General features: G+C 70.8%; 25 protein-coding genes. 8 read left to right on the top strand and 17 right to left on the bottom strand.

Features of this window, described 5'->3' with window-relative positions; translation table 11 throughout:
• Window positions 1-145: 145 nt before the first annotated feature.
• The 4 genes from RYH79_RS07880 to RYH79_RS07895 form a co-directional block, all read right to left on the bottom strand.
• Window positions 146-439: a hypothetical protein gene (locus RYH79_RS07880; protein WP_370897890.1), complete on the bottom strand. Its 294-nt coding sequence runs from the start codon at window positions 437-439 to the stop codon at window positions 146-148.
• 301 nt (window positions 440-740) lie between these two features.
• Entirely contained in the window at window positions 741-1,484 is a 744-nt protein-coding gene (locus RYH79_RS07885; protein ID WP_370900813.1) for an SDR family oxidoreductase, read from the bottom strand.
• A 192-nt stretch (window positions 1,485-1,676) separates the two neighbouring features.
• Window positions 1,677-3,359, bottom strand: a complete 1,683-nt coding sequence (locus RYH79_RS07890) for an ATP-binding protein (protein WP_370897892.1) — start codon at window positions 3,357-3,359, stop codon at window positions 1,677-1,679.
• On the bottom strand, window positions 3,356-5,104 hold the full coding sequence (locus RYH79_RS07895; protein ID WP_370897894.1) for a PAS domain-containing protein: 1,749 nt from the start codon (window positions 5,102-5,104) through the stop codon (window positions 3,356-3,358). Before RYH79_RS07895 ends, RYH79_RS07890 begins: the two co-directional genes overlap by 4 nt.
• 506 nt (window positions 5,105-5,610) lie before the next feature.
• Between RYH79_RS07895 and RYH79_RS07900 the strand changes: the two genes are divergently transcribed.
• Entirely contained in the window at window positions 5,611-6,675 is a 1,065-nt protein-coding gene (locus RYH79_RS07900; protein ID WP_370900815.1) for a sensor histidine kinase, read from the top strand.
• The gene (locus tag RYH79_RS07905; protein WP_370897896.1) at window positions 6,672-8,282 is read left to right on the top strand and encodes a bacterio-opsin activator domain-containing protein; all 1,611 of its coding nucleotides are present in this window, start codon (window positions 6,672-6,674) and stop codon (window positions 8,280-8,282) included. Before RYH79_RS07900 ends, RYH79_RS07905 begins: the two co-directional genes overlap by 4 nt.
• A gap of 7 nt (window positions 8,283-8,289) precedes the next feature.
• Here RYH79_RS07905 and RYH79_RS07910 read toward each other — a convergent pair whose 3' ends face one another.
• On the bottom strand, window positions 8,290-8,877 hold the full coding sequence (locus RYH79_RS07910) for a response regulator transcription factor (RefSeq protein WP_370897898.1): 588 nt from the start codon (window positions 8,875-8,877) through the stop codon (window positions 8,290-8,292).
• A 167-nt stretch (window positions 8,878-9,044) separates the two neighbouring features.
• Between RYH79_RS07910 and RYH79_RS07915 the strand changes: the two genes are divergently transcribed.
• On the top strand, window positions 9,045-9,422 hold the full coding sequence (locus RYH79_RS07915) for an ArsR/SmtB family transcription factor (RefSeq protein WP_370897900.1): 378 nt from the start codon (window positions 9,045-9,047) through the stop codon (window positions 9,420-9,422).
• Here the strand turns inward: RYH79_RS07915 and RYH79_RS07920 are convergent.
• From RYH79_RS07920 to RYH79_RS07975, 12 genes are all read right to left on the bottom strand, one after another.
• A complete protein-coding gene (locus RYH79_RS07920) occupies window positions 9,389-10,456 on the bottom strand; it encodes a nicotinate-nucleotide--dimethylbenzimidazole phosphoribosyltransferase (RefSeq protein ID WP_370897902.1) in 1,068 nt (355 codons plus the stop codon). The two genes, RYH79_RS07915 and RYH79_RS07920, sit on opposite strands and share 34 nt — an antisense overlap.
• 1 nt (window position 10,457) lies before the next feature.
• Window positions 10,458-11,186: a cob(I)yrinic acid a,c-diamide adenosyltransferase gene (locus tag RYH79_RS07925; protein WP_370897904.1), complete on the bottom strand. Its 729-nt coding sequence runs from the start codon at window positions 11,184-11,186 to the stop codon at window positions 10,458-10,460.
• Window positions 11,187-11,217: 31 nt separating this feature from the next.
• The gene (locus tag RYH79_RS07930) at window positions 11,218-12,030 is read right to left on the bottom strand and encodes an adenosylcobinamide amidohydrolase (protein ID WP_370897906.1); all 813 of its coding nucleotides are present in this window, start codon (window positions 12,028-12,030) and stop codon (window positions 11,218-11,220) included.
• Window positions 12,014-13,030 carry a pyridoxal phosphate-dependent aminotransferase gene (locus RYH79_RS07935; RefSeq protein WP_370897908.1) on the bottom strand — a complete coding sequence of 339 codons (1,017 nt, stop codon included), beginning with the start codon at window positions 13,028-13,030 and terminating at the stop codon, window positions 12,014-12,016. Before RYH79_RS07935 ends, RYH79_RS07930 begins: the two co-directional genes overlap by 17 nt.
• A 46-nt stretch (window positions 13,031-13,076) precedes the next feature.
• Window positions 13,077-13,703, bottom strand: a complete 627-nt coding sequence (locus tag RYH79_RS07940) for an NTP transferase domain-containing protein (protein ID WP_370897910.1) — start codon at window positions 13,701-13,703, stop codon at window positions 13,077-13,079.
• Window positions 13,688-14,437 (bottom strand): adenosylcobinamide-GDP ribazoletransferase, encoded by a 750-nt coding sequence (gene cobS / locus RYH79_RS07945; RefSeq protein ID WP_370897912.1) that lies wholly within the window; start codon window positions 14,435-14,437, stop codon window positions 13,688-13,690. Before cobS ends, RYH79_RS07940 begins: the two co-directional genes overlap by 16 nt.
• Window positions 14,428-15,345 (bottom strand): CobD/CbiB family cobalamin biosynthesis protein, encoded by a 918-nt coding sequence (locus RYH79_RS07950; RefSeq protein WP_370897914.1) that lies wholly within the window; start codon window positions 15,343-15,345, stop codon window positions 14,428-14,430. Before RYH79_RS07950 ends, cobS begins: the two co-directional genes overlap by 10 nt.
• A gap of 146 nt (window positions 15,346-15,491) precedes the next feature.
• Window positions 15,492-15,866 (bottom strand): P-II family nitrogen regulator, encoded by a 375-nt coding sequence (locus RYH79_RS07955; protein WP_370897916.1) that lies wholly within the window; start codon window positions 15,864-15,866, stop codon window positions 15,492-15,494.
• Window positions 15,863-17,299 carry an ammonium transporter gene (locus tag RYH79_RS07960; protein WP_370897918.1) on the bottom strand — a complete coding sequence of 479 codons (1,437 nt, stop codon included), beginning with the start codon at window positions 17,297-17,299 and terminating at the stop codon, window positions 15,863-15,865. The genes RYH79_RS07955 and RYH79_RS07960 overlap by 4 nt, the downstream gene beginning before the upstream one ends.
• Before the next feature lie 231 nt (window positions 17,300-17,530).
• Complete coding sequence (locus RYH79_RS07965) at window positions 17,531-18,115, bottom strand: magnesium transporter (RefSeq protein WP_370897920.1); 585 nt, start codon at window positions 18,113-18,115, stop codon at window positions 17,531-17,533.
• An 86-nt stretch (window positions 18,116-18,201) separates the two neighbouring features.
• Entirely contained in the window at window positions 18,202-18,759 is a 558-nt protein-coding gene (locus RYH79_RS07970; protein WP_370897922.1) for a magnesium transporter, read from the bottom strand.
• Window positions 18,756-19,925, bottom strand: a complete 1,170-nt coding sequence (locus RYH79_RS07975; protein WP_370900817.1) for a potassium channel family protein — start codon at window positions 19,923-19,925, stop codon at window positions 18,756-18,758. Before RYH79_RS07975 ends, RYH79_RS07970 begins: the two co-directional genes overlap by 4 nt.
• 306 nt (window positions 19,926-20,231) lie before the next feature.
• Here RYH79_RS07975 and RYH79_RS07980 point away from each other — a divergent pair, with 306 nt between their 5' ends.
• From RYH79_RS07980 to RYH79_RS08000, 5 genes are all read left to right on the top strand, one after another.
• Window positions 20,232-20,756, top strand: coding sequence for a DoxX family membrane protein (locus RYH79_RS07980; RefSeq protein WP_370897923.1), 525 nt, complete (start codon window positions 20,232-20,234; stop codon window positions 20,754-20,756).
• A gap of 13 nt (window positions 20,757-20,769) precedes the next feature.
• On the top strand, window positions 20,770-21,066 hold the full coding sequence (locus RYH79_RS07985; RefSeq protein ID WP_370897925.1) for a hypothetical protein: 297 nt from the start codon (window positions 20,770-20,772) through the stop codon (window positions 21,064-21,066).
• A gap of 3 nt (window positions 21,067-21,069) precedes the next feature.
• Window positions 21,070-21,333, top strand: a complete 264-nt coding sequence (locus RYH79_RS07990) for a hypothetical protein (RefSeq protein ID WP_370897929.1) — start codon at window positions 21,070-21,072, stop codon at window positions 21,331-21,333.
• Window positions 21,334-21,742: 409 nt separating this feature from the next.
• Complete coding sequence (locus tag RYH79_RS07995) at window positions 21,743-22,453, top strand: ferredoxin--NADP reductase (RefSeq protein ID WP_370897930.1); 711 nt, start codon at window positions 21,743-21,745, stop codon at window positions 22,451-22,453.
• Window positions 22,454-22,784: 331 nt separating this feature from the next.
• Window positions 22,785-23,039 carry a hypothetical protein gene (locus RYH79_RS08000; RefSeq protein ID WP_370897931.1) on the top strand — a complete coding sequence of 85 codons (255 nt, stop codon included), beginning with the start codon at window positions 22,785-22,787 and terminating at the stop codon, window positions 23,037-23,039.
• Window position 23,040 lies beyond the last annotated feature (1 nt).

Below are 23,040 nucleotides of genomic sequence, written 5' to 3' on the forward strand. Positions count from 1 at the left end.
CCGCGCAGCGAGCGAAGCGAGTGAGCAGGACCGTCTCCCGGTGCAGCGACCCGCAGCCCGGCGGGGCTTTCAGCCTGTTCGTAGTCCCACGCCCGACGCAACGGACAACACTACCAGATAAAAGAGAAAACAGATAGACTCCGCTTCAGACCCGAACGTCACGCAGCAACGCCAACAGCTCGCTCGCCTCGGTCCGAGCAGCCGCCAACGTCGCGGCGTCGACCTCGCCGGCCTCGACGGCCGCCGCGAGCGTCGAAGTCGTCTCACTCACGCCGTCGGCGTGACTCGTGAGCGCGGCAACGAGATCGTCGCCCACGAGGTCGTCGGCGGCCGCCTCACCCTCGCCAGACAGCGGCACCTCGGGCAGCCCGACGGGCGTCGTGTCGCCATCGTTCGATGTGTCGGTACACTCTTCCGTATCGCCAGTGGATCCGTCCATGCTGTGTCTCCACACAGCGCCTGGTAGGGTGCCCACACACCCTGCCGCTTTTCGACACCGCATCGAAGAGCGACGGGAGCGCTGTGTACACACTGCTCGTGGTTAGAGACTGAAAAAAGTTCCTGTGAAATAGCTAATAGGACAACAACACTCGTACAATCAAAAATTCACGCTAGACTCGTCGTATCACTCTCCGAATCGTCGGTGGCGTCGGCGTCGTCACAGCCACCGAACACCGTCAGGGATCGCCGAACACCGCCAGAAGAACGGGCCCGAACCCTACCCCCACCGCACCGAGTAGTCAGAACTTCTCGTGAATGTCGCGTCGGTACAGGTCCAACTCCGCGACCGTCCCGGGCGACTCCTGTCCCACACACGTCGCTACGGCGTCCGCAACGTCCTCGGCGGACACGACCTCCTCGGAGTCCAGCCGTTCGGCGTTCGTCTCCCCACGGGTGTCGCGCCCGAACGACGTGTCCACGCCGGAGGGGTTGACGAGCGACACCGCCACACCCTCCTGGCCGGCACGCCCCGCCACGGAGTGGGCGAACCCGCGGAGCCACCACTTCGAGGCGGCGTACACCGGCGTCTTCGTGCTGGGGAACTTCCCGAGGTAGCTCCCGACGAACACGAGCGTGCCCTCGGTCTCCCGGAGTGCCGGGAGCGCCGCTCGGGCGGTGTAGAACGCGCCGTCGACGTTCGTCCGGGTGACAGTGTCGTACGTCTCCAGCGACAGCTCCTCCAATGGGACGTTCTGGGGCTCGCCCACGCCGGCGTTGACGACGGCGACGTCGAGTCGACCACACCGCTCGCGTGTGGTATCGACGAGCGCCCGGACCGCCTCGGGGTCGGTCACGTCCGTCGGGACGGCGTGGGCTGGGACGCCGTACTCCGTCTCCACCTCGTCGGCGACCCGCTCCAGATCCGCGGCGGTTCGAGACGCGAGCACGACTCGGTGGCCGTCGGCAGCGAGCCGACGCGCCGTCGCAGCGCCGATGCCACGCCCTGCACCGGTAATCACCGCCACCGGTGTGTCGTCGTCCACTTGCGGCGTGTCGCCTCCACCGTCTGCCCGCGCCACACCGTCGTCTCCACCGTCTACCCGCGTCGAGTCACCGTCGTCGTCTGCCCGTGGTGTGTCGCTGCCACCCGTTGTCTCGGGTTCGTCTGTCACGGTCACACGTCCGCTCGGGAGCCGACTGAGTGTTGCGGTCCGGGTCGTTCGAGAGCAGAGCCCTCACTCGGCGACCGACCGGTCCGGGACGGTCAGGGTGACGACGCTCCCGACGCCGTCGCGCTCGGCGAACGACAGTTCGCCGCCGAGTCGTCGCACGGCCAGCCAGACGAACCACAGCCCGAGCCCGCTGCCGTGTCGCAGCGGTTCCTCGCCCGCGACGAGCACTTCCCGTTCGCGGGCCGGGATCCCCGGCCCCTCGTCGTGGACGGCGACCGCGACGCCCGACGCCGTGGCCGCCACGACCACCTCGACCGTCGGTGTCGGGTCGTCGGCGTGCTCCAGCCCGTTCTCGACGAGCTCCGCCAACGCGGTCGACAGCAGCTCCGGGTCGGTCACCAGTTCGTCCGGCGAGCCGGCGGCCCGGACCCGGACCGTGCCGGCGTGGTCGTCGAACCGCGCCGCGACGCCGTCGGCGACCGCGACCGGCTCCGCCGGCTCGCGCACGGACGGCCGAGAGAACAGTCGCTCCATCTCCGCGACGGTCGCGCCGGTGTCGGCCAGCCCGGCCGCGAGGTCCCGAATCCGTCGGCGGTGTGTGGCCGCTCGGTCCGGCGGGTCGTCTCCCGCCCGCGAACCCCCTCGCTCCCCGGGTTCGCCGTCGAACTCGTCGTCGTCGAACTCGTCGTCGTCGAACTCGTCGTCGTCGAGCGCCTCGGCGAACGCCTGGACCGCGTCCAGGTCGTTGCGGAGGTTGTGTCTGAGCACCCGGCCGAGCACGGCGAGTCGTCGTTCGGCGGTCACCCGCTCGGTCACGTCGCCGAAGAGGTACGTCCGGCCGACGACCGTCTCGCGGTCGTCTCGCACGCGGGTTGCAGAGACCGCCAGCTCCCGACGACCGTCCGGCGTGTCGACCACGACCGTCTCTCGGTCGGGGTTGTCGGGGTCCGGGAGTGGGGCGTCGACCACGGCCGCCACCGAGCGACCGAAGGCGTCGTCGCCCAGATCGAAGACGCGACGCGCGGCGGCGTTGGCGTCCGACAGTCGACCGGCGCGGTCCGCGACGATTGCGGCCTCGTCCATCGCGGCCAACAGCCGTTCGCGGGCGAGGTGATCCGTCCCCGGCGCACGGTCGAGCGCCCCGTCGACGACGGCGACCGCGAGACAGCCGGCGGTCGCCAGACTCAGTCCCGCGCTGGCGACCGCTCCCCCGTCTGGTATCAACACGGCGGCGAACAGGGCGACGCTCGTCCCACAGGCCCCGAGCAGCCCGGCCGCGCGGCGGCGCGAGAGGCCGCCGTCGTCCGTGGCCCGCCACAACAACAGCGCGCTGTAGGCGGTGGCGACGAACAACAACACCCACCCCAGTTCCAGAAACAACCGGACCAAGCCGGTCAGCTCGAACAGGACTCCGGGGAGCTGCCAGCCGACGGCGACAACGGCGAGTAGGGCGGTCCACCGCGGTCCGAGCGCCGGCCCGCGGCCGGTGTACGCCGCCGCGAAGCCGAGCCAGAGCGGCGGGAGCGCTCGCCACACCACCGCGAACAGCCGAACACTCGCCGGCGAGACGTCGGAGGCGACGAGGACGACGACTTGGAGCGACGGCTGTGCGGCAGTCAGGAAGGCGATGGCCGACAGCGCGCCCGCACCCGGGACCGACCGCCGCCAGGCGGCGAGTCCACCGACGACCGAGAGCCCGGCCACGGCGACCACGTTGACGACCACGAGCGGATCGACCCCCGTCACGTGCTACCCCTCCGTGCCGGAACGGTGATTCGTCCGTCACGCACCGGGACGGACAGGGTGACCGCCCAGCCGCCGGCGTCGGACGGATCCGTCGGGTCGTCCGTCCCAACCTCGCCCGCACTCGACCCGTCGTCCGTTCCGACGCCCGTCCGGCCGTGTTCTGTGACGCTCCCGCCGAGAGTGTCGGCGACGATCCGGGCCACCGCGACCGCCGCGTCGGGGTCGATCGCGTCGACACTCGTCGTGTCGACATCCGGCGCGTCGACATCCGCCGCGTCGACACCCGCCGCGTCCGTCGGGCGGTCCCCCGCGACTCGGATCTCGACGCCGTCGGCCGTCGTCGTGGCCGTCACCGTCGCTCCGGTCGTCGCCTCCGTCAGCGACTCGACGGCCGTCCGGACGAGCGGCGCGTCGGCAGCAGCGACGGTGACGCCGTCGTCGACCGCCGACGTGTCCGTGTCGTCGACCGCCGACGTGTCCGTCCAGTCGACCGCCGACGTGTCCGTCCAGTCGACCGCCGACGTGTCCGTCCAGTCGACGCTCGCCTCCGCGAGCAGCGTCGACAGCCCCACGGGACCGTCTGCACCGCCGTCTGCGAGCGCCCGTTCCAGGCTCCGGACCCGCCCGACGACCGTCGTCAGCGTGGTTGCCGTCTCCTCCGGGTCCGCGTGGGGCGCCGACTGCGTCCGTCTCCTCGAAGCCGTCTCTGCGACGGCACTCATCCGGTCGTGGACCGTGTCCGCCAACAGCTGTGTGACGAGCCGGAGACGACGCTCCCGCTGTCGGCGGTCGGTCACGTCTCGACAGACGAACAACCGGCCGGCACGGTCGCCGCGGTCGTCCGTGACCGTCGTGACGGAGACGGCGAGGTGTCGCCCGGCGTCCGTCCGCGTCCGGAAGTCCGCGCCACGCCCGGCGACCAACGACGGCGCGACGGCGGACAACGGCTCGCCGACGGCCGCCGCTGTCGGCCCGAACACGGACTCGGCGGTCGTGTTGAGATCTCTGATCACGCCGTCGTCGTCGGCGACGACGACCGCCGCCGACATCTCGGCGATCGCTCGGTCACGCCCGACTAGACTCGCCGCCGGCACCCGTTCGAACGGATCGTACCGAGCGACGATCACCCACAGCAGCCCGACGGAGCCGGCGAGCGCCGTCGAGAGAGCGACGACCCCCGGCACGATGCTGGAGGCAGTTGGGAGCAGCGCCACGACGGCGAGCCCGAACCCCTGGCCGGTCGGCACGGACGTGTCGCCGACGGACCCCCAGGCGACCGTGACGGCGACGACGGCGACGATCCCTCTGGCGATCAGGAGGCCGGAGGCGCCCGCGACCGAGACGACCGTCTCCGGCGTCGGCCCGCCGGTCCGGGTGACGAACGCCCCCGCGGCCGTCAGACAGACGAACGCCGTCGCCAGCCCGACCTGGAGCGGTCTCCCGGCGAGCCGGTCACGACCAGTGTACCGGAGCACGAACCGGAGCCACGGCACGCTGACGGCCGCCAGCAGCCCCGTCACGGCCCGGTTCGCGATCTCGTCGACTACCGGCGTGTGCCAAGCCACGTCGGCGGGCAGGGCGGCGACACCGACCGCCAGCGCGGTCGCCGCGACCACGGCGACCACCGGCCGGAGTCCGCGAGCGACGGACGACTCCGAGCGGTCGAGCCGCCACACGAGTCCCGCGGCTGCGAGCGTCGTCAAGCCGGCGACCGCAGCCTCCGGCGGGAGCCGTGTCGGGCGCATCTTCGTGGTACTGTCTGTCGGTTGCGGTGAATTCCGAAGTAATCTTCGCTCCGGAGGGGAGCGACGGTAGTTGGAGGACCGAACGCCGGGAACCACGGCGTGAGGTCGGGTCGAAACGACAGGGGGGGGGAGGGAGTGCGTCGTGGCGGCTGACGGCCGGACCGGTGTGGGGGGTCCGAGGTCCGTCGACCAGCCGCCTCGGCGCGATTAGGCGTACAGCCCACCCACACCTATCACCCGTTGCTCGATGCGCAGACACCCCGTCGAGCGCCGAGTCTGCACTCGCAGACACGGGGGTGTGTCTGCACTGTTGGACTGTCGCCGTCGACGCCGACTCTGGACACACAGTAGCTGGGATTAATTGTCCGGAGTGTCTAATCGTTCGGTGTGCCAACTCGTGTGTCCGTCTGCGGGTCCGTGTCCCACCCCCGCTCGCTACGGGAAGTGTCGTTACCAGAGCCAGCCCTCCCTCACCGTCGCCGGGACTGGAGGGAGTGCGTGTGACAATGGCAGATAGCACTCCCGGCGACGGGGCCGGCGGCAAGGCACCGCCCGACCGCGAACAGGGGGTCGCAGAGTACACGGAGCCGGCGATCGCGTATCGGGAGGCGGACGACGACGGAGAGGCAGTCGTCGTCGACACGAACGCCGCCTTCGAGGCCGTGGCCACCGGCGACGGCGGCAGTCTCGCCGGACTCCTGGACGACTGTCTCCCCGACCGAGACGGTGAGGCGGTCGCCGGGCGGCTCGTCGCCGGCGACCGGACGGAACCGGTCGCGTTCCACGACCCCGACGCCAGTTTCCTCCCGCGAGTAGTCGTTCGCCGCGACACGGTGTGTCACCTCCTGTTCGTCGAACTCGAGCCCGTCGCCGACGCCGGGGACACGGACGGCGACGAGCCAGTGGCCGAGACGGACGCGCCGGCCGTCGGCGACTCCGAGGCGGTCGCACACGTCGTGAGCCACGACCTCCGGAACCCGTTGGACGTGGCGGGCGCCCACCTCGAGCTCGCGCGCGACGAACACGACGGCACCCACCTCCGTCGGGTTGCAGAGGCACACGAGCGGATGGAACAGATAATCAGAGACGTGCTGACACTCGCGCGGGGCGAGCGGGCGATCGACGCCTCCGAGGGGGTCGACATGGGCGCGGTCGTAGAGACCGCCTGGGAGAGCGTCGCGGCCGACGACGTGACCGTGACCGTCGGCGACGTGCCGACGACGACCGCCGACCGTCCGCGGGTGGAGCGACTCGTCGAGAACCTGCTGCGCAACGCCGTCGACCACGCGGGCGACACGCCGACGGTGGAGGCGGGCGGACTGCCGGACGACGCCGGCTTCTACGTCGCCGACGACGGGGACGGCATCTCGGCGACGGCCCGCGACGCGGTGTTCGAGCCGGGGTACACGGAGAGCGGCAGCGGCACGGGTCTCGGCCTGGCGATCGTCAGGCGGATCGCCGCCGCCCACGGCTGGACGGTGAAGATCACGGACAGCGAGACGGGCGGCGCCCGCGTGGAAGTGTGGTTCGACGACCCCGAAGGACACACGACGGAGGGGACCACACAGTGACCGACGACCCCACACGAACCGACGGTGGGACGGAGACGGACCCCACCACGAGCGCGGGCCGCCCGGCGCTACGGCTCGACGCCTGCCCGTACGGCGTGGTGATCGTCGACGACGGCACCGTCGACGCGGTCAACGACATCGCCGCGGACCTGTTCGACGTCGACGCCGACGACGCCGTCGGCGCGTCCGTCGAGTCGGTCACGCCGGTGTCTGTCGAGTCGACGCTGCCGTCGTTGTTCGCCGGCGGCGACCCGACGACCGACCACGAGTTCGAGGAGTACTACCCGGAGCTGGAGCGGTGGCTGTCCGTGACAGTCGTCCCGACGGACGGCGGCTGTGCGGTGTACGTCGACGACGTGACCGACCGCGTCACCGCCGAGCGGGAGACGGAACGGCTCCGCGAGGAGTTGGACGACGTCGTCGGCGTGACGGACCTGTTGTCGGCAGTGTTGGTCGAGTTGGTGGACGCGACGGACCGCGAGGCGGTCGCAGAGACCATCGTCCGGACGCTGGGCGAGCGCGAGGAGTACGAGTTCGCCTGGCTGGGCGAACGGGAGCCGGGCGGCGACCGGCTCCGCGTCCGGGCGGCCGCCGGGGACACCGGGAACCTGTTCGAACAGGTGGAAGATCACCTCGGCGAGATCCCGGAACGGACGGCCGTGGAACGCGACGAGGCGCGAGTGATCCAACCGATCACGGAGTCGGAGGCGGTGCCGGCGCCGGTGCGGCAGGCGGCGTTCGCCGACGGCGTCCAGTCGTTCGTCGCCGTGCCGCTCACGTACGGCGGCACCGCCTACGGCGTCGTCGGCGTGTACGCCGCCGGGAAAGACGCCTTCTCCGAGCGGGCCCGCGAGGCGTTCGAGACCCTGGGGTCGATGGCCGGCTTCGCCGTCAACGCCGCCCGCAACCAGAACCTCCTGTTCGCCGACACGATCACGGAGTTCACCGTCGACGTGATGGACGCCACGGCGCCGTTCGTCGGGCTCGCCCGCGAGTTCGACGCGACGTTCGACGTGGACGGCACCGTCCCACAGGGACGCGACCGCGTGGTGGCGTACCTCACGACGGAGGGCCCCTCGGCGACGGCCGTCGCCGACTCGCTCGCCGACCACGACGAGGTCCGGGACGTGCGTGTCGTGACGGACACGGAGACGACCGCCCGGCTGGAGGTGACGCTCGGCGAGGGAACGCCGCTCCAGACGGTGGCGACGCTGGGCGCGTCCGTCGGGCGGGCGACGTACTCGGAGGGGCGAGGCCGGATCGGCGTCGAACTCCCGTCGGGCGAAGAGGTGCGACAGGTGGGTGAGGCGCTGCGGCGGCAGTTCGACGCCGACACGGTGTCGAAGGTGCAGCGCGACCGCTCGGTCACGACCGCCGGCGACATGCGGTCGGAGCTGGGCAGCGATCTGACGGAGCGACAGGAGACGGCGCTGCGGACGGCCTACCTCGCGGGCTACTTCGAGTCACCCCGCGACAGCACGGCCGAAGAGGTGGGTGAGGCGTTGGGGATCACCGGCTCGACGCTGTTGCACCACCTCCGGACGGGACAACGGAAGCTGTTGGACATCTACTTCGACGGCGAAGACACCGGGCGCCGCGGGGACTGAGCGTCGCCTACGCCTCCTCGCGCTCGATCTCGGCGAAGTTCTCCACGACGGACGTGTCCTCGCCGAGCAGCCGGCTGACGCGCTCCTCTAGCCGTTCGACGCGCGCCGCCAGCTCGCGGTACTCCTCGCGGTCGTCGCGGTGCTCCTCGGGGATCTCCGCCGCCAGGACGGCCCGCTTCGACTCGGCGCTGAAGAACTCCCCCAGCGTCTCGTACGCCAGCACGCGCCGTTGGTGTTCGACGGCCGCGTGGAGGTCCTCCCGGTTCATCGGCTTACAGAGGTACTCGTCGAACGGCATCTCTACCACCCCGAAGTCCGGGTCCACCGCCGTCACCATGATGATCCGGCCGTCGAACCCGCGGTCCCGCAGCTCCTCCAACACCTCGTCGCCGGACATCCCCGGCATGTGTCGGTCGAGCAACACGAGATCGACGGTCGACTCCGAGGCGATCTCCAGCGCCTGTTTGCCGGTGTAGGCCGTCTCCGTCTCACACACACCTTGGAGGCGCAACGCGTACGCGTCTGCCACCTCCTTCTCGTCGTCGACGACGAGTGCACGAATCTCTGCCGTCGAATCGACAGTCACCAGAGCCATTTTGCCGTTCGTAACGAACACAGCCACCTAACTCCACGGGGTCGCCGCCGACCCCTCGGACAGTACAGGGACCGGTCGTGTCTGCATACGCAGACAACCCCCCGGCGGTCGACTCCAGATACTGGGCTGGAGTGTACGTAGGGATGTAGGTCTCAGGAGTAAGTACGATGTCCGAGAGTGCTGTCAGTTCCCGCGTCGCCGAGGCGGCCGCACGACCGACCGCAGACGACGGTACGGAGGTCGCGACGGCCGGCCTAGAGCTTCTGAGTGACGACTGCGCCCGGTCGATCCTGTCGACGGTCGCCAGAGAGCCCGTGCCGGCTCGCACGATCTCCGAACGGCTCGACGTGTCGCGCACGACCGTCTACCGCCGGCTCGACCGGCTGGAGGAGGCCGGGTTGTTGACCGCGAACGTGGAGTACGACCCGGACGGCCACCACCGGAAGGTGTTCCGGTTGGCCGTCGACGAACTCGCCGTCACGGTCGGCCCGGACGGCGTCTCCGTCGAGTGTCACGACGACGACGACTCCGAGAGCCGTTCGTAGACGCGTTCGACCCGGCTCCGGACGGCCGCCAGCGCGCCCGCCTCGTCTGCGACCGCCAGCGCACCGCCGGCGCCGACGCCCTCCTTCCCCGCTCCCGCGGCGTACCCCGCCGCGACCGGGTGGTCACCCAACTCCGCCAGTGCCGGGTCCGTGACTGTCCACGCCAGCGACAGCGCCGTCCCGAGCCGGGCCAGGTCCGCCGTCTCGTCGGCCGCGACGTACGCGGTCGTCGCCGCCCGCAGCGGCGTCTCGACGCCCAGCCCACGCAGCAGTGCCGCGACGGCCGCCATCTGTGTCCCACCGCCCAGGACGACTGTCGTGTCCGTGGCCGTGGCGCCGCGGACGACGCCGGCGACGGCCGGTAACACCGGGTCGCCGACGGCCCGAACGGCCGCCAACGGCCGGCCGGCGAGGTCGCCGGGCGCGATGCCGCTGGCCGCGAGCGCGTCCGCGACCACCGTGTTCTTCAGCGCGGTCGGGTTGTCCGGCAGCGACGAGGAGACGGCCGTCGGCCGGCCCAGCGCCCGCAGCACTGCCATCGCCGTCGTCGTCCCGCCGGGCACGGTCTCGCCGATCACGACCCTGTCGGCCGACAGCGACCGTCCGACCGCCCGTGCTCGGTCGTAGGTTCCGGCCGCGTCCGGCACCGCTACGGCTTCGCGGATGTCTGCTCCCGAGCGGTCGGCGACACGTCTGGTCTGGGTCGCCGGCGACGCGGCGAGCCCGGCGTCGACCACGAGCGTTTCCAGTCCCAGCGTCTCCACGACCGCTCGCGACAACACCGCCGGCGTCGGACAGCCGTTCGGGCCGACCGGGAGCGTCGCCGCCGACCGGACGCGCCCGCGAGTCAGAATCTCCGTGTCGGCGACCGGAGTGTGGACCGCCGCCGCGGGGTCGCCGCCGGCGGCGCTGATCCCCTCGATCTCGCCGGTCGCCGTCGTGCCCGCGACCACGACCAACGCCGTGTCCGCCGTGTCGCCGTCCCGTGGCTCCGCGAGGCCGTCGTCGACGCTCGACGACCCCCTGCGGGTCACGTCAGAACTCCGTCCCCTTCCGGGCGCGGCCACCCTCGTCGAAGTGGTGGCGTCGTTTCTCGACGTGCGTGACGAGATCCGCCTCGCTCGTCGCGTACGTCGGCTCCTCGTGGCCGCCGGTCAACACGAGCTCCAGCTGTTCGGGGGCTCGTTCGATCAACTCGACCACGTCGTCGGGGTCGATCAGCCCCCGGTTGGCGGCGTACAGGATCTCGTCGAGGATCAGGAGGTGGACGCCCGCCTCCGGCGGGGCGTCGAGCGCGACCTGGGTCGTCGGGTCGCCGTCGGCGGCGGCGTCGAGCAGTTCACGAGTGCGCTCCAGTCCCGCCGCGGCGCGGGCCTCGTGGGCGTCCTCGTCGGTGCCGTCCAGCGAGCCGTGCCAGCCGTAGTGACCGGAGTTCTCGTAGCTGAACCCCGACAACGCCGCGATGGCGTTGTACTCGCCGCGCACGTCCTCGACGCTCGCGGCCCCGCCTTTCATGAACTGGAGGAGGTGGACGCGGTAGCCGTGACCGGCCGCCCGCATCCCCATCCCCATCGCGGCCGTCGTCTTCCCCTTGCCACCACCCCACCACACCTGGACGCGCCCGAACGCCTCCGGGGCGGCCGGGGTGATCGGCTGTGGCTCGACTGGCCCCGACGGCGCGTCTGCGTCCTGCTCTCCGTCTGCCGTCTCGTTCGTCGCTCCGTTCGACTCCGTCGCCGTCTCGTCGTGTGTGTCGTCTGTCATGTTGTGTCGTCGGTGTCGTGTGTGTCGTCTGTTATACTGTGTGATCGGTGTCGCTCCAGGCGTCGTCGCTGCGCGGGTCGAACGCGGTTGCGCGCTCGTCCGTGACGACACCGTAGTCGGCGTCGGCAACGGCGGTCGGCGGGCTCGCGTCCGCGTAGCGGGCCGACACGGTCGCCGTCACGGCCCGACGGACACACGCCCTGGCGGCGGCGCCGACCGTCGTCGCCGCGCCCGCGAACGACGCCGGCTCTCCGTCCGTCGCGGTGCCGACGATCACCGCGTCCGTCGTCGTCCCCGTGAACCCCGTCCGGGCAAGCAGCGTCGCCGTTTTCGCCTCCACGACCGTCGTCAGCAGCTCCGCCAGCACCCCGTCGTCCAACGCCCGGGTCGTCGCCACGACGACGTTCACCGTCCCGTCGTGGCGAGGGTGATCGTCGGTCGTCGTGCTGTCGTCCGACGTCGGTGACGAGGTCGTCGTCCCCGGGTCGTCGTCCGGCGTCGACCGAGTCGGCGCGTCGTCCGCTCGTTCGTCGTCGACTGCCAGCACCGCGGGGTTCGACACGCCGGCCGTCGCGTACGCGGCGACCGGGCCGTGTCGCGCCCCGCGGACGTGCCGCATCGCCACGCCGGTGAGGAGCCCGGGGCCGTCCGCGTCGAACCCCACGCGTCGCCGTCGCTCCCGGAGGTACGCCCGGAGGTCCGTCCGGTCGAACCCGGTCGGGACGGTGACGTTGTACGCCGCCGGCGCGTCGCGGTAGCCGCCGCCGAAGCCGGTCGACAGCCACCGCGTGTCCGGTCGCCGGAGGCGGAACACCTCCTCCCGCACCTCACTCTCGAACGGCACGCACCACCTCCAACAACCGGTCGTTCTCGGCCGGGCGCCGGACCGCGACTCTGACGTGGCTGTCCAGCCGGCGGAACGTCGTCGCGTCCCGGACGGCGACGCCCCGCTCGCGGGTCGCCGCGACGAAGTCGGCGACGGACTGCTCGCCCACGTCGAACGTCAGGAACGGTGCCCGAGAGTCGACCACGTCGAACCACTCCGACAACGCCGCCGCGAGCCGCGCACGCTCGTCGACCACCCGGTCGCGCGTCTCCCGGACGAACTCCCGTTGCCGGAGACAGTGAGTGCCGACCGCCAGCGCCGGCGTCCCGAGGTTCCAGGTCCGTCGGCTCCCGCGCAGCGCCTCGCCCAGTTCCCCCGTCGCGACCGCGTAGCCCGCACGAATCCCGGGGAGGCCGTACAGCTTCGTCAGCGCCCGCGCGACCACCACGCCGTCCGTCCCCGAGAGCGACGGCCGGTCGCGGAACCCCAGGAACGCCTCGTCTGCCAGCAACGGCGTGTCGGCGGCGCGACACCGACGGGCGAACGCCTCCAGTTCCGTCAGTTCGTAGCCCGTGCCGGTGGGGTTGTTCGGCGTGCACACCACTGCGAGCGCGTGGTCGGACGGGTCCGCGTCGGTGACGGTCTCCGCCGGGTGGAACACCGGTTCGCCGCCCTGGAGCCGCACCTCGCGGGCGTACTCGCCGAAGCTCGGCGCCGGAACGAGCACGCTGTCGCCGGGCTCGACCGCCAGCGCGACGGTCCGTCTGATCGCCGCCAGCCCACCGGGCGTCGGGACCACTGCCCCGGGGTCACAGTCGACCGCCGACGCCGCCGCCTCGCGGTAGTCGGCCGGCGGCTCCGCCGGGTAGCTCCGTGCGTCGTCGAACGCCGCGCGGTACGCCGCCTCCGTCCCGGGCGGCACCGCCGGGTTCGTGTTCGCCGAGAAGTCCAGCAGTTCCGGGTCGTCCGTCGAGCCGTGTGGTTCCCTATCGAGACGGCCCGCGGCGTCTCGTCTCACGGTGCACCCTCCGTCGTCGTGCCGTGTTCCGTCGTCGTGTCGTGGATCACGTCTCTGCACCTCGCTGTCGTTCCGCGAGCAGTCGCGCCGCGACGCGCCGGTCCCGCGAGCGGTTGACGTTCACCGCCAGCCGGTCGTCCGCACGGACGAGTCGCCGGTCCGAGCCGTCCGGCTCGCCGACGACGTTCACCCCCGTCGGCGCGAGCGAGCGTCCGTCGGGCGCGAACGTCGTGTCCAGAGTCGCTCCCAGCGCCCGGACGCGGTCCGCAGGGACACAGACGGACAGTGAGGGAGCAGTGCCGTCGGCCTCGGACGCGACACGCTCGTAGGCCGTCACGACCGTCTCGACGGCCTCGCCGTCGAGCAACGGCAGGTCGGCCGCGACCGTCAGCGCCGGCCGCGAGACCGCCGCGAGCGCGTCGTCCAGGTCCGCGACGTACCCCTCGCCGGCCGTCTCGACGACGGTCGAGGCTGCCTCGCGCTCGCGGAGGTGTGCCCGCGTCGCCGGCGTGTGCGGCGACACGGCGGCGACGACGCGGTCGACGCCGGCCGCGGCGACGAGCGCCTCGACCACGCGATCGACCATCGGTCGGTCCCCGACGGCGACGAGTGGCTTCTCCGTCGCCGTCGCCAAGCGAGTGCCGCGCCCGCCACACATCACGACAGCGTCCACGCCACCACCCCCGCGTGGATCGCAACGAGCCGCGTCAGTTCGTTCGCGGCCCCGAACACGTCGCCGCTCACGCCGTCGAGCGTGCGCCGGGCCCACCACAGCAGCGCGCCGGCGACGACCGCCCCCGTGGGGACGGCGACCAGCGTCGCCGCCGGCGCGGTCCACGACAGGGCCGTCGCCGGCGCGGCCGCGACCACGACCGGTCCGAGGTCGCGGGCGTCCGTCGTCGCCGTCAACGCCGACGCCAGCCCCTCGTGGGTGGCCGTCCCGAGACAGACGAGCGTCGCCATCGCGGTCTTGGCGGCCACCTCGCTCGCGACGACCACCGCGACGGCCGTCCGGACCGGCAGCGACCCCAGCGACAGCCCGGCCGCGAACAGCCCGCCGACGACGACCGTCAGCGCCAACGCCCCGCCGGCACCCAGGTCGCTGTCCCGCATCACCGACCGTCGTCGCTCCGGGTCGCCGTGGACCGCCGCGGCGTCACCCAGGTCCGCGACGCCGTCGGCGTGCGTCGGGCCAGTGAGGAGGTACGTCGCCACGACGAAGACGGTCGCGACGGTCGCGTCCGGTCCGGGGAGGAGCGTCACCGTCGCCAGGAGCCCCCCCAACAGCCACCCGGCCAACGGGAACGCGACCGGACGGTCGCCGAACGCCCGCCAGGCGACCTCCGACTGCCCGACCGGCAGTCGGGAGAGGAACCCCACCGCGCCGCGGACGGCCGTCAGGGCCACACGACCACCCCCACGAGCAGGCCGACCAGTCCGCCGGCGACGGCGACGACCCTGACCCCCCGGCGCGCTGCCGTCACCGTCGGCAGCGCCGGCCCGGCCACGAGGTCGTACGCCCCGGGCTTCCGGAGCCGCACTCCGAGCACGGTCGCCAGCGTCGCCATCGGCCACCCGGAGTTGGGCGAGGCCGGCTCGTCGGCCCACCGTCGTGCCCGCGCCAACGACCCCGGAGCGCGGCCGGCGACCGCCAGCAACGCCGCCGTCGCGCGCGCCGGCAGCCAGACGACGGCGTCGTCCAGCCGGGCGCTGGCCCGCCCGACCGGCTTCGAACGGTACCCCAGCATCGAGTCCATCGTGTTCACCGCCTTCACCCAGCCCGCGGCGGCGGCGCCGACGGCGAGTGAGACCTGCGCGCCGACGGCGAACGCCGACAGCGGCGCGACGAGCCCGTCCGCGAGGTTCTCGGCGGCGCTCTCGACGGCCGCGCTCCGGAGGTCGGCCGCGTCCAGTCCGTCCGTCTCCCGACCGACGAGCGCCCGCACTCGCTCGCGGGCGACCGCGAGGTCCGTCTCCGTCGCGTCGATCACGTCGCCGGCGACGGCCAACAGCATCCGGAGACTCGTCGTCGAGAACAGTACCGTCCCGGCCGCGACCGCGGTCGCCGCCTGCGCGAGCGTCGCGTCGCCGAGCCGCGCGGGACCGGCGACGACCGCCCAACAGACGCCGGCGGCGACGAGCGGCAACGCCACTGTGGCCGCGGCCCCGACGACCCCCGGTCGCGTCCACTCTCGGTCCAGCGGCGCGACCGCGCGTCCGAACGCCGCGACCGGGTGGACCCGACCGGGGAACTCGCCGACCACGGCGTCGGCCGCGTACGCCACTGCCACCGCCGCCGTCGCCGCCGCCGTCACCGGCGTCTCACCCCACCGTGTGTCCCGTGCATCGCTCCAACGTGGTGAACTTCGGACAAGAACACTTGAACCGCTCGGTGGTCGGTCGGCGACTGTCGAGCAGTCGAGCAGAAGGGTGATCCGGTCGGGCCGGGTCCGGGCGGCGTCTACACCGCGTCCGTCCCGGTGGCGCCCGTCCGGATCTGGTGGGCGTCCGCGACGGGTAAGACGAAGATCTTCCCGTCGCCGGGCTCGCCCGTGTTGGCGGCGTCGGCGATGGCCGAGACCACGTCGCTCGCGGGAATATCCGCGACGATACACTCGATCCGGGTCTTCTGGTGGAGGTCGACGGTGTACTCCTCGCCGCGCCACTGGCCGACCTTCTCCGGCTGTGACCCGCGGCCGGCGACGTCGGCGACCGTGAGCGACGGCGCCCCGACCTCCGCGAGCGCAGTCTTGACCGCCCCGAGCTTCTCCGGGCGGATCACCGCGACGACCATCTGGAGCTCCGCGTCCGTCTCCTCGTCGGGTGACTCGCTCACGCCCCGTCACCCCCGTCGACCGCGCCGTCGTCCGGCGCCGTCGGGTTCGCGTCCGCGCTCTCGCCGGACGTGACGCCGCCGTCCGTCGCCACCTCCTCGTCGGTGGTCGTGACGCCGCCGTCTGCGGTGACGGCGCCGGATTCGGACTCACCGAACTCGGGGTAGGCGGCGATGCCGTGTTCCACGCGGTCGAGCCCGGTGAGTTCGTCCTCGTCGGACACCCGGAGCCCGAACAGTTCGTCCGCGACGAGCAGGACGACCATCGACGTCAGCACGGTCCACGTGCCGATGACGGCGACGCCGACGATCTGCATGACGAGCTGCGACACGGAGAAGCCCGCCACGTCGAAGAACGGGATCAGCATCGTCCCGAGGAAGCCGGCAGAGCCGTGGACGGCGAACACGCCACACACGTCGTCGATTCCCAGCGAGTCGACGACCCAGCGGTAGACGATGGGCGTCTGTGCGCCGCCGAGCACGCCCAGGGCGATTCCGCCGACCCAGGTGACGTGGGCACACGCGCCGGTGATCGCCACGAGTCCGGCCAACAGGCCGTTGGCGGCGAACAACGGATCGGGCTTCCCCTCCCAGTACGTCGTGACGAGCGTGGACGCCACCATCCCGGCGCCCATCGCCAGCGTCGTGTTGAGCGCGACCCGACCGAGCTCCGCGCCGGCGAAGCTGCCGTCAGAGAGGAACAGCCCCTGTGTGCCGACGTTGAACGCGTACCACCCGAACGCCAGGAACAGCGTCCCGATCACGGCGAACAACAACGAGTGGCCGGGGATCGGCCGCGGGTTCCCCTCGCTGTCGAACCGACCGTTGCGCGGCCCGACCATGTACGCGGCTGTCAGCCCGGCGATGCCGCCGAGCGCGTGGACGACGGTCGCGCCAGCGAAGTCCTTGTAGCCGGCACCGATGGCCTGGCCGAGGTAGCCGGACGACGACAACAGGCCGTTACCGCCCCAGGCGAACCCCTGTGCGACGGGGTAGATCACGGCAACGAGCGCGACCACGTAGAACACGTAGGCGGCGTAGCTCATCCGCTCGGCGACCGCGCCGGAGACGATGGTGGCGGCGGTCATGGCGAACACGGCGCCGAACAGCCAGCCGATCCAGGCCGTCGGCGTCGTGATGTAAGTGAACGCCCCCGCGAGCGTGTACTCCGCGCCCGGCGTCGTGACGAAGCCGGCGACGGCCGCGACCCCGGCGCCCGCGACGTAGTACACCAGAACCCCGAGCGACCAGTCGGTCATGTTCTTCATCACGACGTTGCCGGCGTTCTTCGCGCGCACCTGGCCGGCCTCCAACAGGGCGAACCCGGGCTGCATGAAGAAGATCAGGAACGACACGACCAACACCCACACCGCGCTGGCCGCGTCCGTCACCGCGGTCACGTCCGACTGGAGGAGTACCCATTCGGGCGTCACCACGGATCACCCCCGCGTTCACTCTTTTCGGAAATCGGTGTAGTTTCGTTTGGATCCTGTCTCACACGGCACGCGTCTGTCCAATCCATCACGAGAAACTGTGAACATCAGCCAGTACTTAGCTGTTCGGGGGAAGGTGTCAATACGGAGCCTATCCATAATATGTGTCAAAGGGACTTAGAAGGGGTAGCGGTGCCGGACCGCGTTCGACTCGTCGCGCCGTCGGTGTGGCGATCAGAGTAGGTCGGCGAGCCAGCCCACCACCCGCACGGCGACGACGAGCGACGCCAGGCCGAACAGGTCGCCGGCGGTGGTGACGGCCGGGCCGACGAGGTCGTCCGGGTCGACGCCCCGCCGGAACCCCAAGAACACGACGGCGACGACGACGGCAGAGAGGACGGCGCCGGCGAGGAGCGCAGCGACGAGCGCCACTCCGGCGAACACCGCCGGCGACGCCGCCGGGCGTCCGAGCGTGGGCAACAGGAGCGCTGCCACCCCGGCCGCGAACAGACTGGAGAGCACGCCGACGGACAGCGACCCGACGACGACACGCCAGAGCCGTCCACGGCCGTCGCCGTCCAGCGTCGGTCCCACGAGCCCCTGGTGGAGCCCGGTGGACAGCCGGGAGCCCAGTGAGCCGTAGACGCTACCACGGATGGCCAGAAACGCCGGCACGACGACGAGGAGCCCCGGCACGGCCGCCAACTCCGCCTGCATCCCCGAGAGAATCGCGCCCGCGACCAGTCCGCCGAGCGCGCTGGCGCCCACCGTCGGGAGTGCGTTCCGGTACCCCTCCACGGCGACGCTGCGTACGGTCACGGTTGGAACCCAGCCGCCGCCGGCAAGTGTCTGTCGCCGCGGCACAGTTGCCCCGACACACACGCTGTCGGCCGCTCGACAGCCGTTCACACGAGCAGCGCGACCGCCAGGAACAACACGACCACGCCGAGCACGTCACAGACGTTCGTCACGACGGGGACGACGAACTCGTCGGGGTCCAACCCGAGCCGGTAGGCGACGTACGTCGCCAGGACGGCGACGACGGTCGCGGCGACGCCCAGGGCGACGCCGCTCGTGGCCGCGACGGCGACGACGGTGGTGACGGAGAGTCTGGGTGCGCCCGTGAGACTGACGACCGCCCAGCCGCCGGCGCCGACGACCGGGAACACGGTCACCGCGAGCCCGAGCGTGGCGGCGGCGTTGCCGACCAGTCGGTCGTCCGTCGGCGCGAACCGGAGCGTCCCGAGGTGGAACGCCGTCGACAGCCGTGCCGCGAGCACGCTCCCGAGGTTGCCCGCCGTCCCGATGGTGACGGGCACGAGCACGAGCAGCGTGGGGTAGCGCAACAACGTCGCCTCGAACGAACCCAGCGCCAGCCCACCCAGGAGCTCCAGCGTCGTCAGCGCCAACAACACCGGGAGGAGGCGTCGGACCGTGCCGCCGACGGACCAGTCACCGGTCATGCCGTCCAGTCGGCCAGCCGCGTGGCGCCCGCTCGGGTCCCCTTGGCGATCACCACGTCCCCGGCCGACAGCGTCGTCCCCGGCGGCGGCGACAGGACGTACCGCCGGTCGCTGTTCGCGTCTGCTCGCCGCACCGCGACGACCCGCATCCCGGTCTGTGTCTCGATCGCGGCGTCGCCGACGGTCGTCCCGTCCAGTTTCGACCCGGGGGCGACCGTCTCCCGCACGAGTACCTCGTCGGACTCCTCGACCACCTTCTCCACGACCGGGTGGCTGCCGAGCCCGCGGAGGACCCCTTCGCTGATCTCCAGGGCGGCGTCGCTGATCGCCTCCGTGCTCGCGCCGATCCGGAGGAGCCCGCGCAGCCGCACCGGGTCGGCCACGTCCGTGGCCGCCCGCAGCACCCACGCTTCGAACCGGGACTGGAGTGCGTCCACCTCCACCTCCAGTTCTCGCACCTCGCGGGCCAGGGCCGGGCTGTCGAACAGGACGCTGCCGTACGCCAGGTCGACCGCGAGTTCGCTGGCGTCTTTCATCGTCACGACCGTCTCGACGGCCCGCTCCAGGTCCGGGACGTCGGCGACCGCCGTCGCGGGGTCACCGTCGGCGCCCATCGCCGCGTCGTCGTCCGCCAGCGGCTCCCCGGTCGCGGTCTCGTACACGCCGGCGAGCCCGTCGGCCGGTCCGCGACACAGCAACACGTCGTCGGCCCGGACGACCGTGTCACGGTCGGGGTGTAACAGCCAGTCGTCCGCCCGGCGGACGGTGAACACCCGGACGCCCGTCTCCGTCTCCAGGCCGAGTTCGCCCAGGGACCGGTCGACGTAGTCGGCGCCGGCCGCGACGGGCACGCGGGCCAACGGCTCGACCGCCTCCGGCAGCGCGTCCGCGAACGCCGCCGGCAGCCCGATCTCGCCGAGCACGACCCCGGCCACGTCGCCGGCGGCGTCACTCACCTTCTCTGCGGCGTCGACGACACCGAACACGGGCGCTAGCCGTTCTGCCTCCTCCGGACTCCGTCCGGCCATCACCAGGCTCATCCGGGCCTGGAGCTGGAGGAGGTCCATCTCCTCTTCCAACGCCAGCGCCTCCTCCGCGAGCTCGCGGTCCTCGAACACGACGGCCGAGTACGACAGGTCGATCAACAGCTCCGCGGTGTCTTTCATCTCCGCGAGTACCGCCACCACGCTCACCGGCCTGTACGACACCGTCGGCCCGTCGTCATCGGTCACGTCCGGAGTGGCGTCGCCCGGGGGCTTGAATCTGCCCGCCGGGTCGGCGGCGGAGCCGTTCGCCTCTCGCCCGCCCGTTCTCTCTGCCACAGGCCGTCTCTACCGTCCCCTCCGAAGCCGGCAACAGTTGCTTCTATCCCGGCCGACTCCCGGCGGCTGGGAGCGCGAACCAGCCGTTGGGAAACGGCTTCTCGTTATACTACCCTGCCGGCGAGACGTAGAACCGTGAGGTGACAGCAGATGTCCACACAATCGGCGACTCGGCTCTCGGGGACGTTCGAGTTCACGTCGGGCGGTGAGCTCCAGAGCTACTGGATCGCGTTTCTCCGGCTGGTGACGGGGTGGTGGTTCTTCCACGCCGGGGTGACGAAGCTGATCGAGGACGGCCTGGCGTTCTCCTACGGGCCGATGTACCTGCGGGGGATGACGGGCACGGCACTCGGTCCGATTCCGGTGTGGATGGGTGAGAACCTGGCCCCGCTGATCCAGGCGGGGGTCCCGCTGGGCGAGACTGCCATCGGTCTCGGGCTGATGGTCGGGGCGCTCGTCCGGCTGGCGGCCTTCTTCGGGGTCTTCTTCATGACCCTGTTCTGGGTCGGCAACGCCGGCTTCGGCCACGGCCTGGTGAACGCCGATCTGATGGGGCTGCTCCTGTTCGTCACGACGATCGTGTTCGCGGCCGGCCGGCACTACGGTCTGGACGCGATCCTGGAGCGGACGGCGTTCGTCCAGCGACGACCGCGTCTGAGGTACCTGCTCGGCTAGGAGGTGACAGATCATGACACAGTACGACACCGTCGACCGAATCGCACTGGGCGTGAGCGGCGCGCTGGCGACGATCGGGATCGTCGTCTCGGGCGTCGTGGAGATCGTCGCCGGCGAGCCCTACGGGGCCGCGCCGGTGACGAACGACGCGGGCGAAGTGGTGGCGACTCCCGCGGTCGACCCGACGATCAGGACTGGGCTCGTGATCGCCGCACTGGTCGTGCTCCTGGTCTGGGGGCTCTACCGCGTCGCCACGACCGAGCCGGACCAGCCCAGCGAGACCGCGGACGGCCACGTCACCGCGGACTGAAGCGTGGACGCCGGTGACGCGGTCGTTCGCGGTAGTCGGGATTCCGTTCTCGCCGTCCTCGTCACGTTCGAGGAACGGCCGTCGGCGAGCGTTGTCGCCGCGTCGACACCCACCCCTGACGGGTCCGAAACCATCGTGCAGGAACCGGACACGGCGCTCGGAGACTGTGTGACCCTTCTCGAGCCTGTTGCCGAACGTGAGCTGACAGCCAACGGCGAGCGAGCCAGAGACGTGGTAGTCGACGTAGTGGACTACGGACAGTTCTGACGGCACTGAACGACGGCGAGGGACGAACCTACACGGAGACGGTCGGCAGGGTGATCGAGTACCTCGACGAGCCGGGACCCCGTTCTCGTCGGGTTTTCCTGTCCTTTTATTGGAGTGAATGCATACGATAGTAGCAGCACAGTCCGATTATCAGAGATAATACTTAGATAAGAATTTATTAAGAAGTAGAACGAAAGGAGACGTACGTCACGAGTTCGACCGTACAATCGGCAGGACTACCCCGTACTCACGGAAGGTTCGCGAGAAGCTAGACGAACTGGGTGTAGAGTACGCCGGGACGCTCGTGCCAGACGCCCACATCGATGGTCACGCCGCGGTTTCGGTAGTCGTCCGAGGACTGTCGACGGTGTATCACGCAGTTCGAACGAACTGAGGTTGGAGCACACGAATGACACACGAAGCAACAGTCGTCGACGCATATCGGATCACACCACAGGTCTCGGCATTTCGGCTACAGGTGCCTGGCCACGAGTTCGACTACGAGCCCGGCCAGCACACGACAATTCGGTTCGAGTCGGGCGGCGAGGAGGTCGTTCGGCCGTACACGCCGACGAATCTCCCTGGCTCGGACGAGCTGTCGCTCACGATCAAACGATACGACGACGGGTTGGCGTCGTCGTACATGCACCAGAAACGCCCTGGTGACACGGTGACGGTCGGCCCGATCGACGGCAGCCTGACGCTGGCCGACACTGACCGTGACGTCGCGTTTCTCGCCTCTGGCACTGGACTGACGCCGATGATGGCGATGGTCCGACAGTATCTCCGAGATGGATCCGGCCACGCACACGTGGTACTCGGTGAGAAGCGAGAGGAGACGATCATCCACCGCGAGACGCTCAACGAACTCGCCGCGAACAATCCCGAACTGGACGTCACGTTCGTGCTCTCAGATCCCAACTGGGAGTGGACCGGCCACGCCGGCTACGTTCAAGATCACCTCGAATCGTTGTTCGACGACTTCGACGATCGAGACTTCTACGTCTGTGGTGTCCCACCGATGGTCGTCCAGACGAAACACCGACTCGCCGAGTTGGGTGCACCGGAGGAGCGAATCCATAGCGAGGGCTGGGAGGATGGTGTCGTGGGAGACGAGTGATCGGCGACGTCGGTCAACACCGCCGAACCGAACAACTCCCTCGGCCGAGCAGATTGAAGAACTCACACCACCCTGACCGAGTGTGCTACTGGATTGAACACGGGATGAAGCTAACTATCACCCGGGCGTAGTACACACCACCCCACGGGGTCACACGACTGGTTCTCACCGATCTCCCTGATTACGACACAGCGACAGTCGAGTGTGAAACGAGTCGATTCGACCCGCTTGTTCGGGGTGTGATCGAGCCGAGCGGCCTACCCGAGCCGACCCGAATCGACCCGAGATCGCGTCTCCAGTGGCGCGCTCGGACACCCGAGTCGGCGTACGTGTGCGACGAGCCACCGGCCTTTCGACCCGTGAGACCCGACTAGGAGGTGCGCGTATCCGAACCACCGACGAGCGACGACGACCCTTGAGAGACCTCGAAGGAGCGACCGGCCACGGACACACCAGCCAGGCGCTCGACGACACCGCGCGACTGTGCGCGAAGCTTCGCAGTGACACGAGGGTAGTGCCGACCGGCCGGGCCAAGCTGCTCGTCGACGCCTCGACGACGACCGACGTCTCCGTCGGCGACAACTGAC

Source organism: Halobaculum sp. MBLA0143, assembly GCF_041361465.1.
GTDB lineage: Archaea > Halobacteriota > Halobacteria > Halobacteriales > Haloferacaceae > JAHENP01.

Bases quoted from the DNA above. Each gene is read 5' to 3' on its own strand.
- RYH79_RS07970 (WP_370897922.1), bottom strand. From the start codon at position 18,759: ATGACCGGTGACTGGTCCGTCGGCGGCACGGTCCGACGCCTCCTCCCG.
- RYH79_RS07910 (WP_370897898.1), bottom strand. From the start codon at position 8,877: ATGGCTCTGGTGACTGTCGATTCGACGGCAGAGATTCGTGCACTCGTC.
- RYH79_RS07880 (WP_370897890.1), bottom strand. From the start codon at position 439: ATGGACGGATCCACTGGCGATACGGAAGAGTGTACCGACACATCGAAC.
- RYH79_RS07980 (WP_370897923.1), top strand. From the start codon at position 20,232: ATGTCCACACAATCGGCGACTCGGCTCTCGGGGACGTTCGAGTTCACG.
- RYH79_RS07975 (WP_370900817.1), bottom strand. From the start codon at position 19,925: ATGAAAGACACCGCGGAGCTGTTGATCGACCTGTCGTACTCGGCCGTC.
- RYH79_RS07985 (WP_370897925.1), top strand. From the start codon at position 20,770: ATGACACAGTACGACACCGTCGACCGAATCGCACTGGGCGTGAGCGGC.
- RYH79_RS07995 (WP_370897930.1), top strand. From the start codon at position 21,743: ATGACACACGAAGCAACAGTCGTCGACGCATATCGGATCACACCACAG.
- RYH79_RS07895 (WP_370897894.1), bottom strand. From the start codon at position 5,104: ATGCGCCCGACACGGCTCCCGCCGGAGGCTGCGGTCGCCGGCTTGACG.
- RYH79_RS07915 (WP_370897900.1), top strand. From the start codon at position 9,045: ATGTCCGAGAGTGCTGTCAGTTCCCGCGTCGCCGAGGCGGCCGCACGA.
- RYH79_RS07925 (WP_370897904.1), bottom strand. From the start codon at position 11,186: ATGACAGACGACACACACGACGAGACGGCGACGGAGTCGAACGGAGCG.
- RYH79_RS07900 (WP_370900815.1), top strand. From the start codon at position 5,611: ATGGCAGATAGCACTCCCGGCGACGGGGCCGGCGGCAAGGCACCGCCC.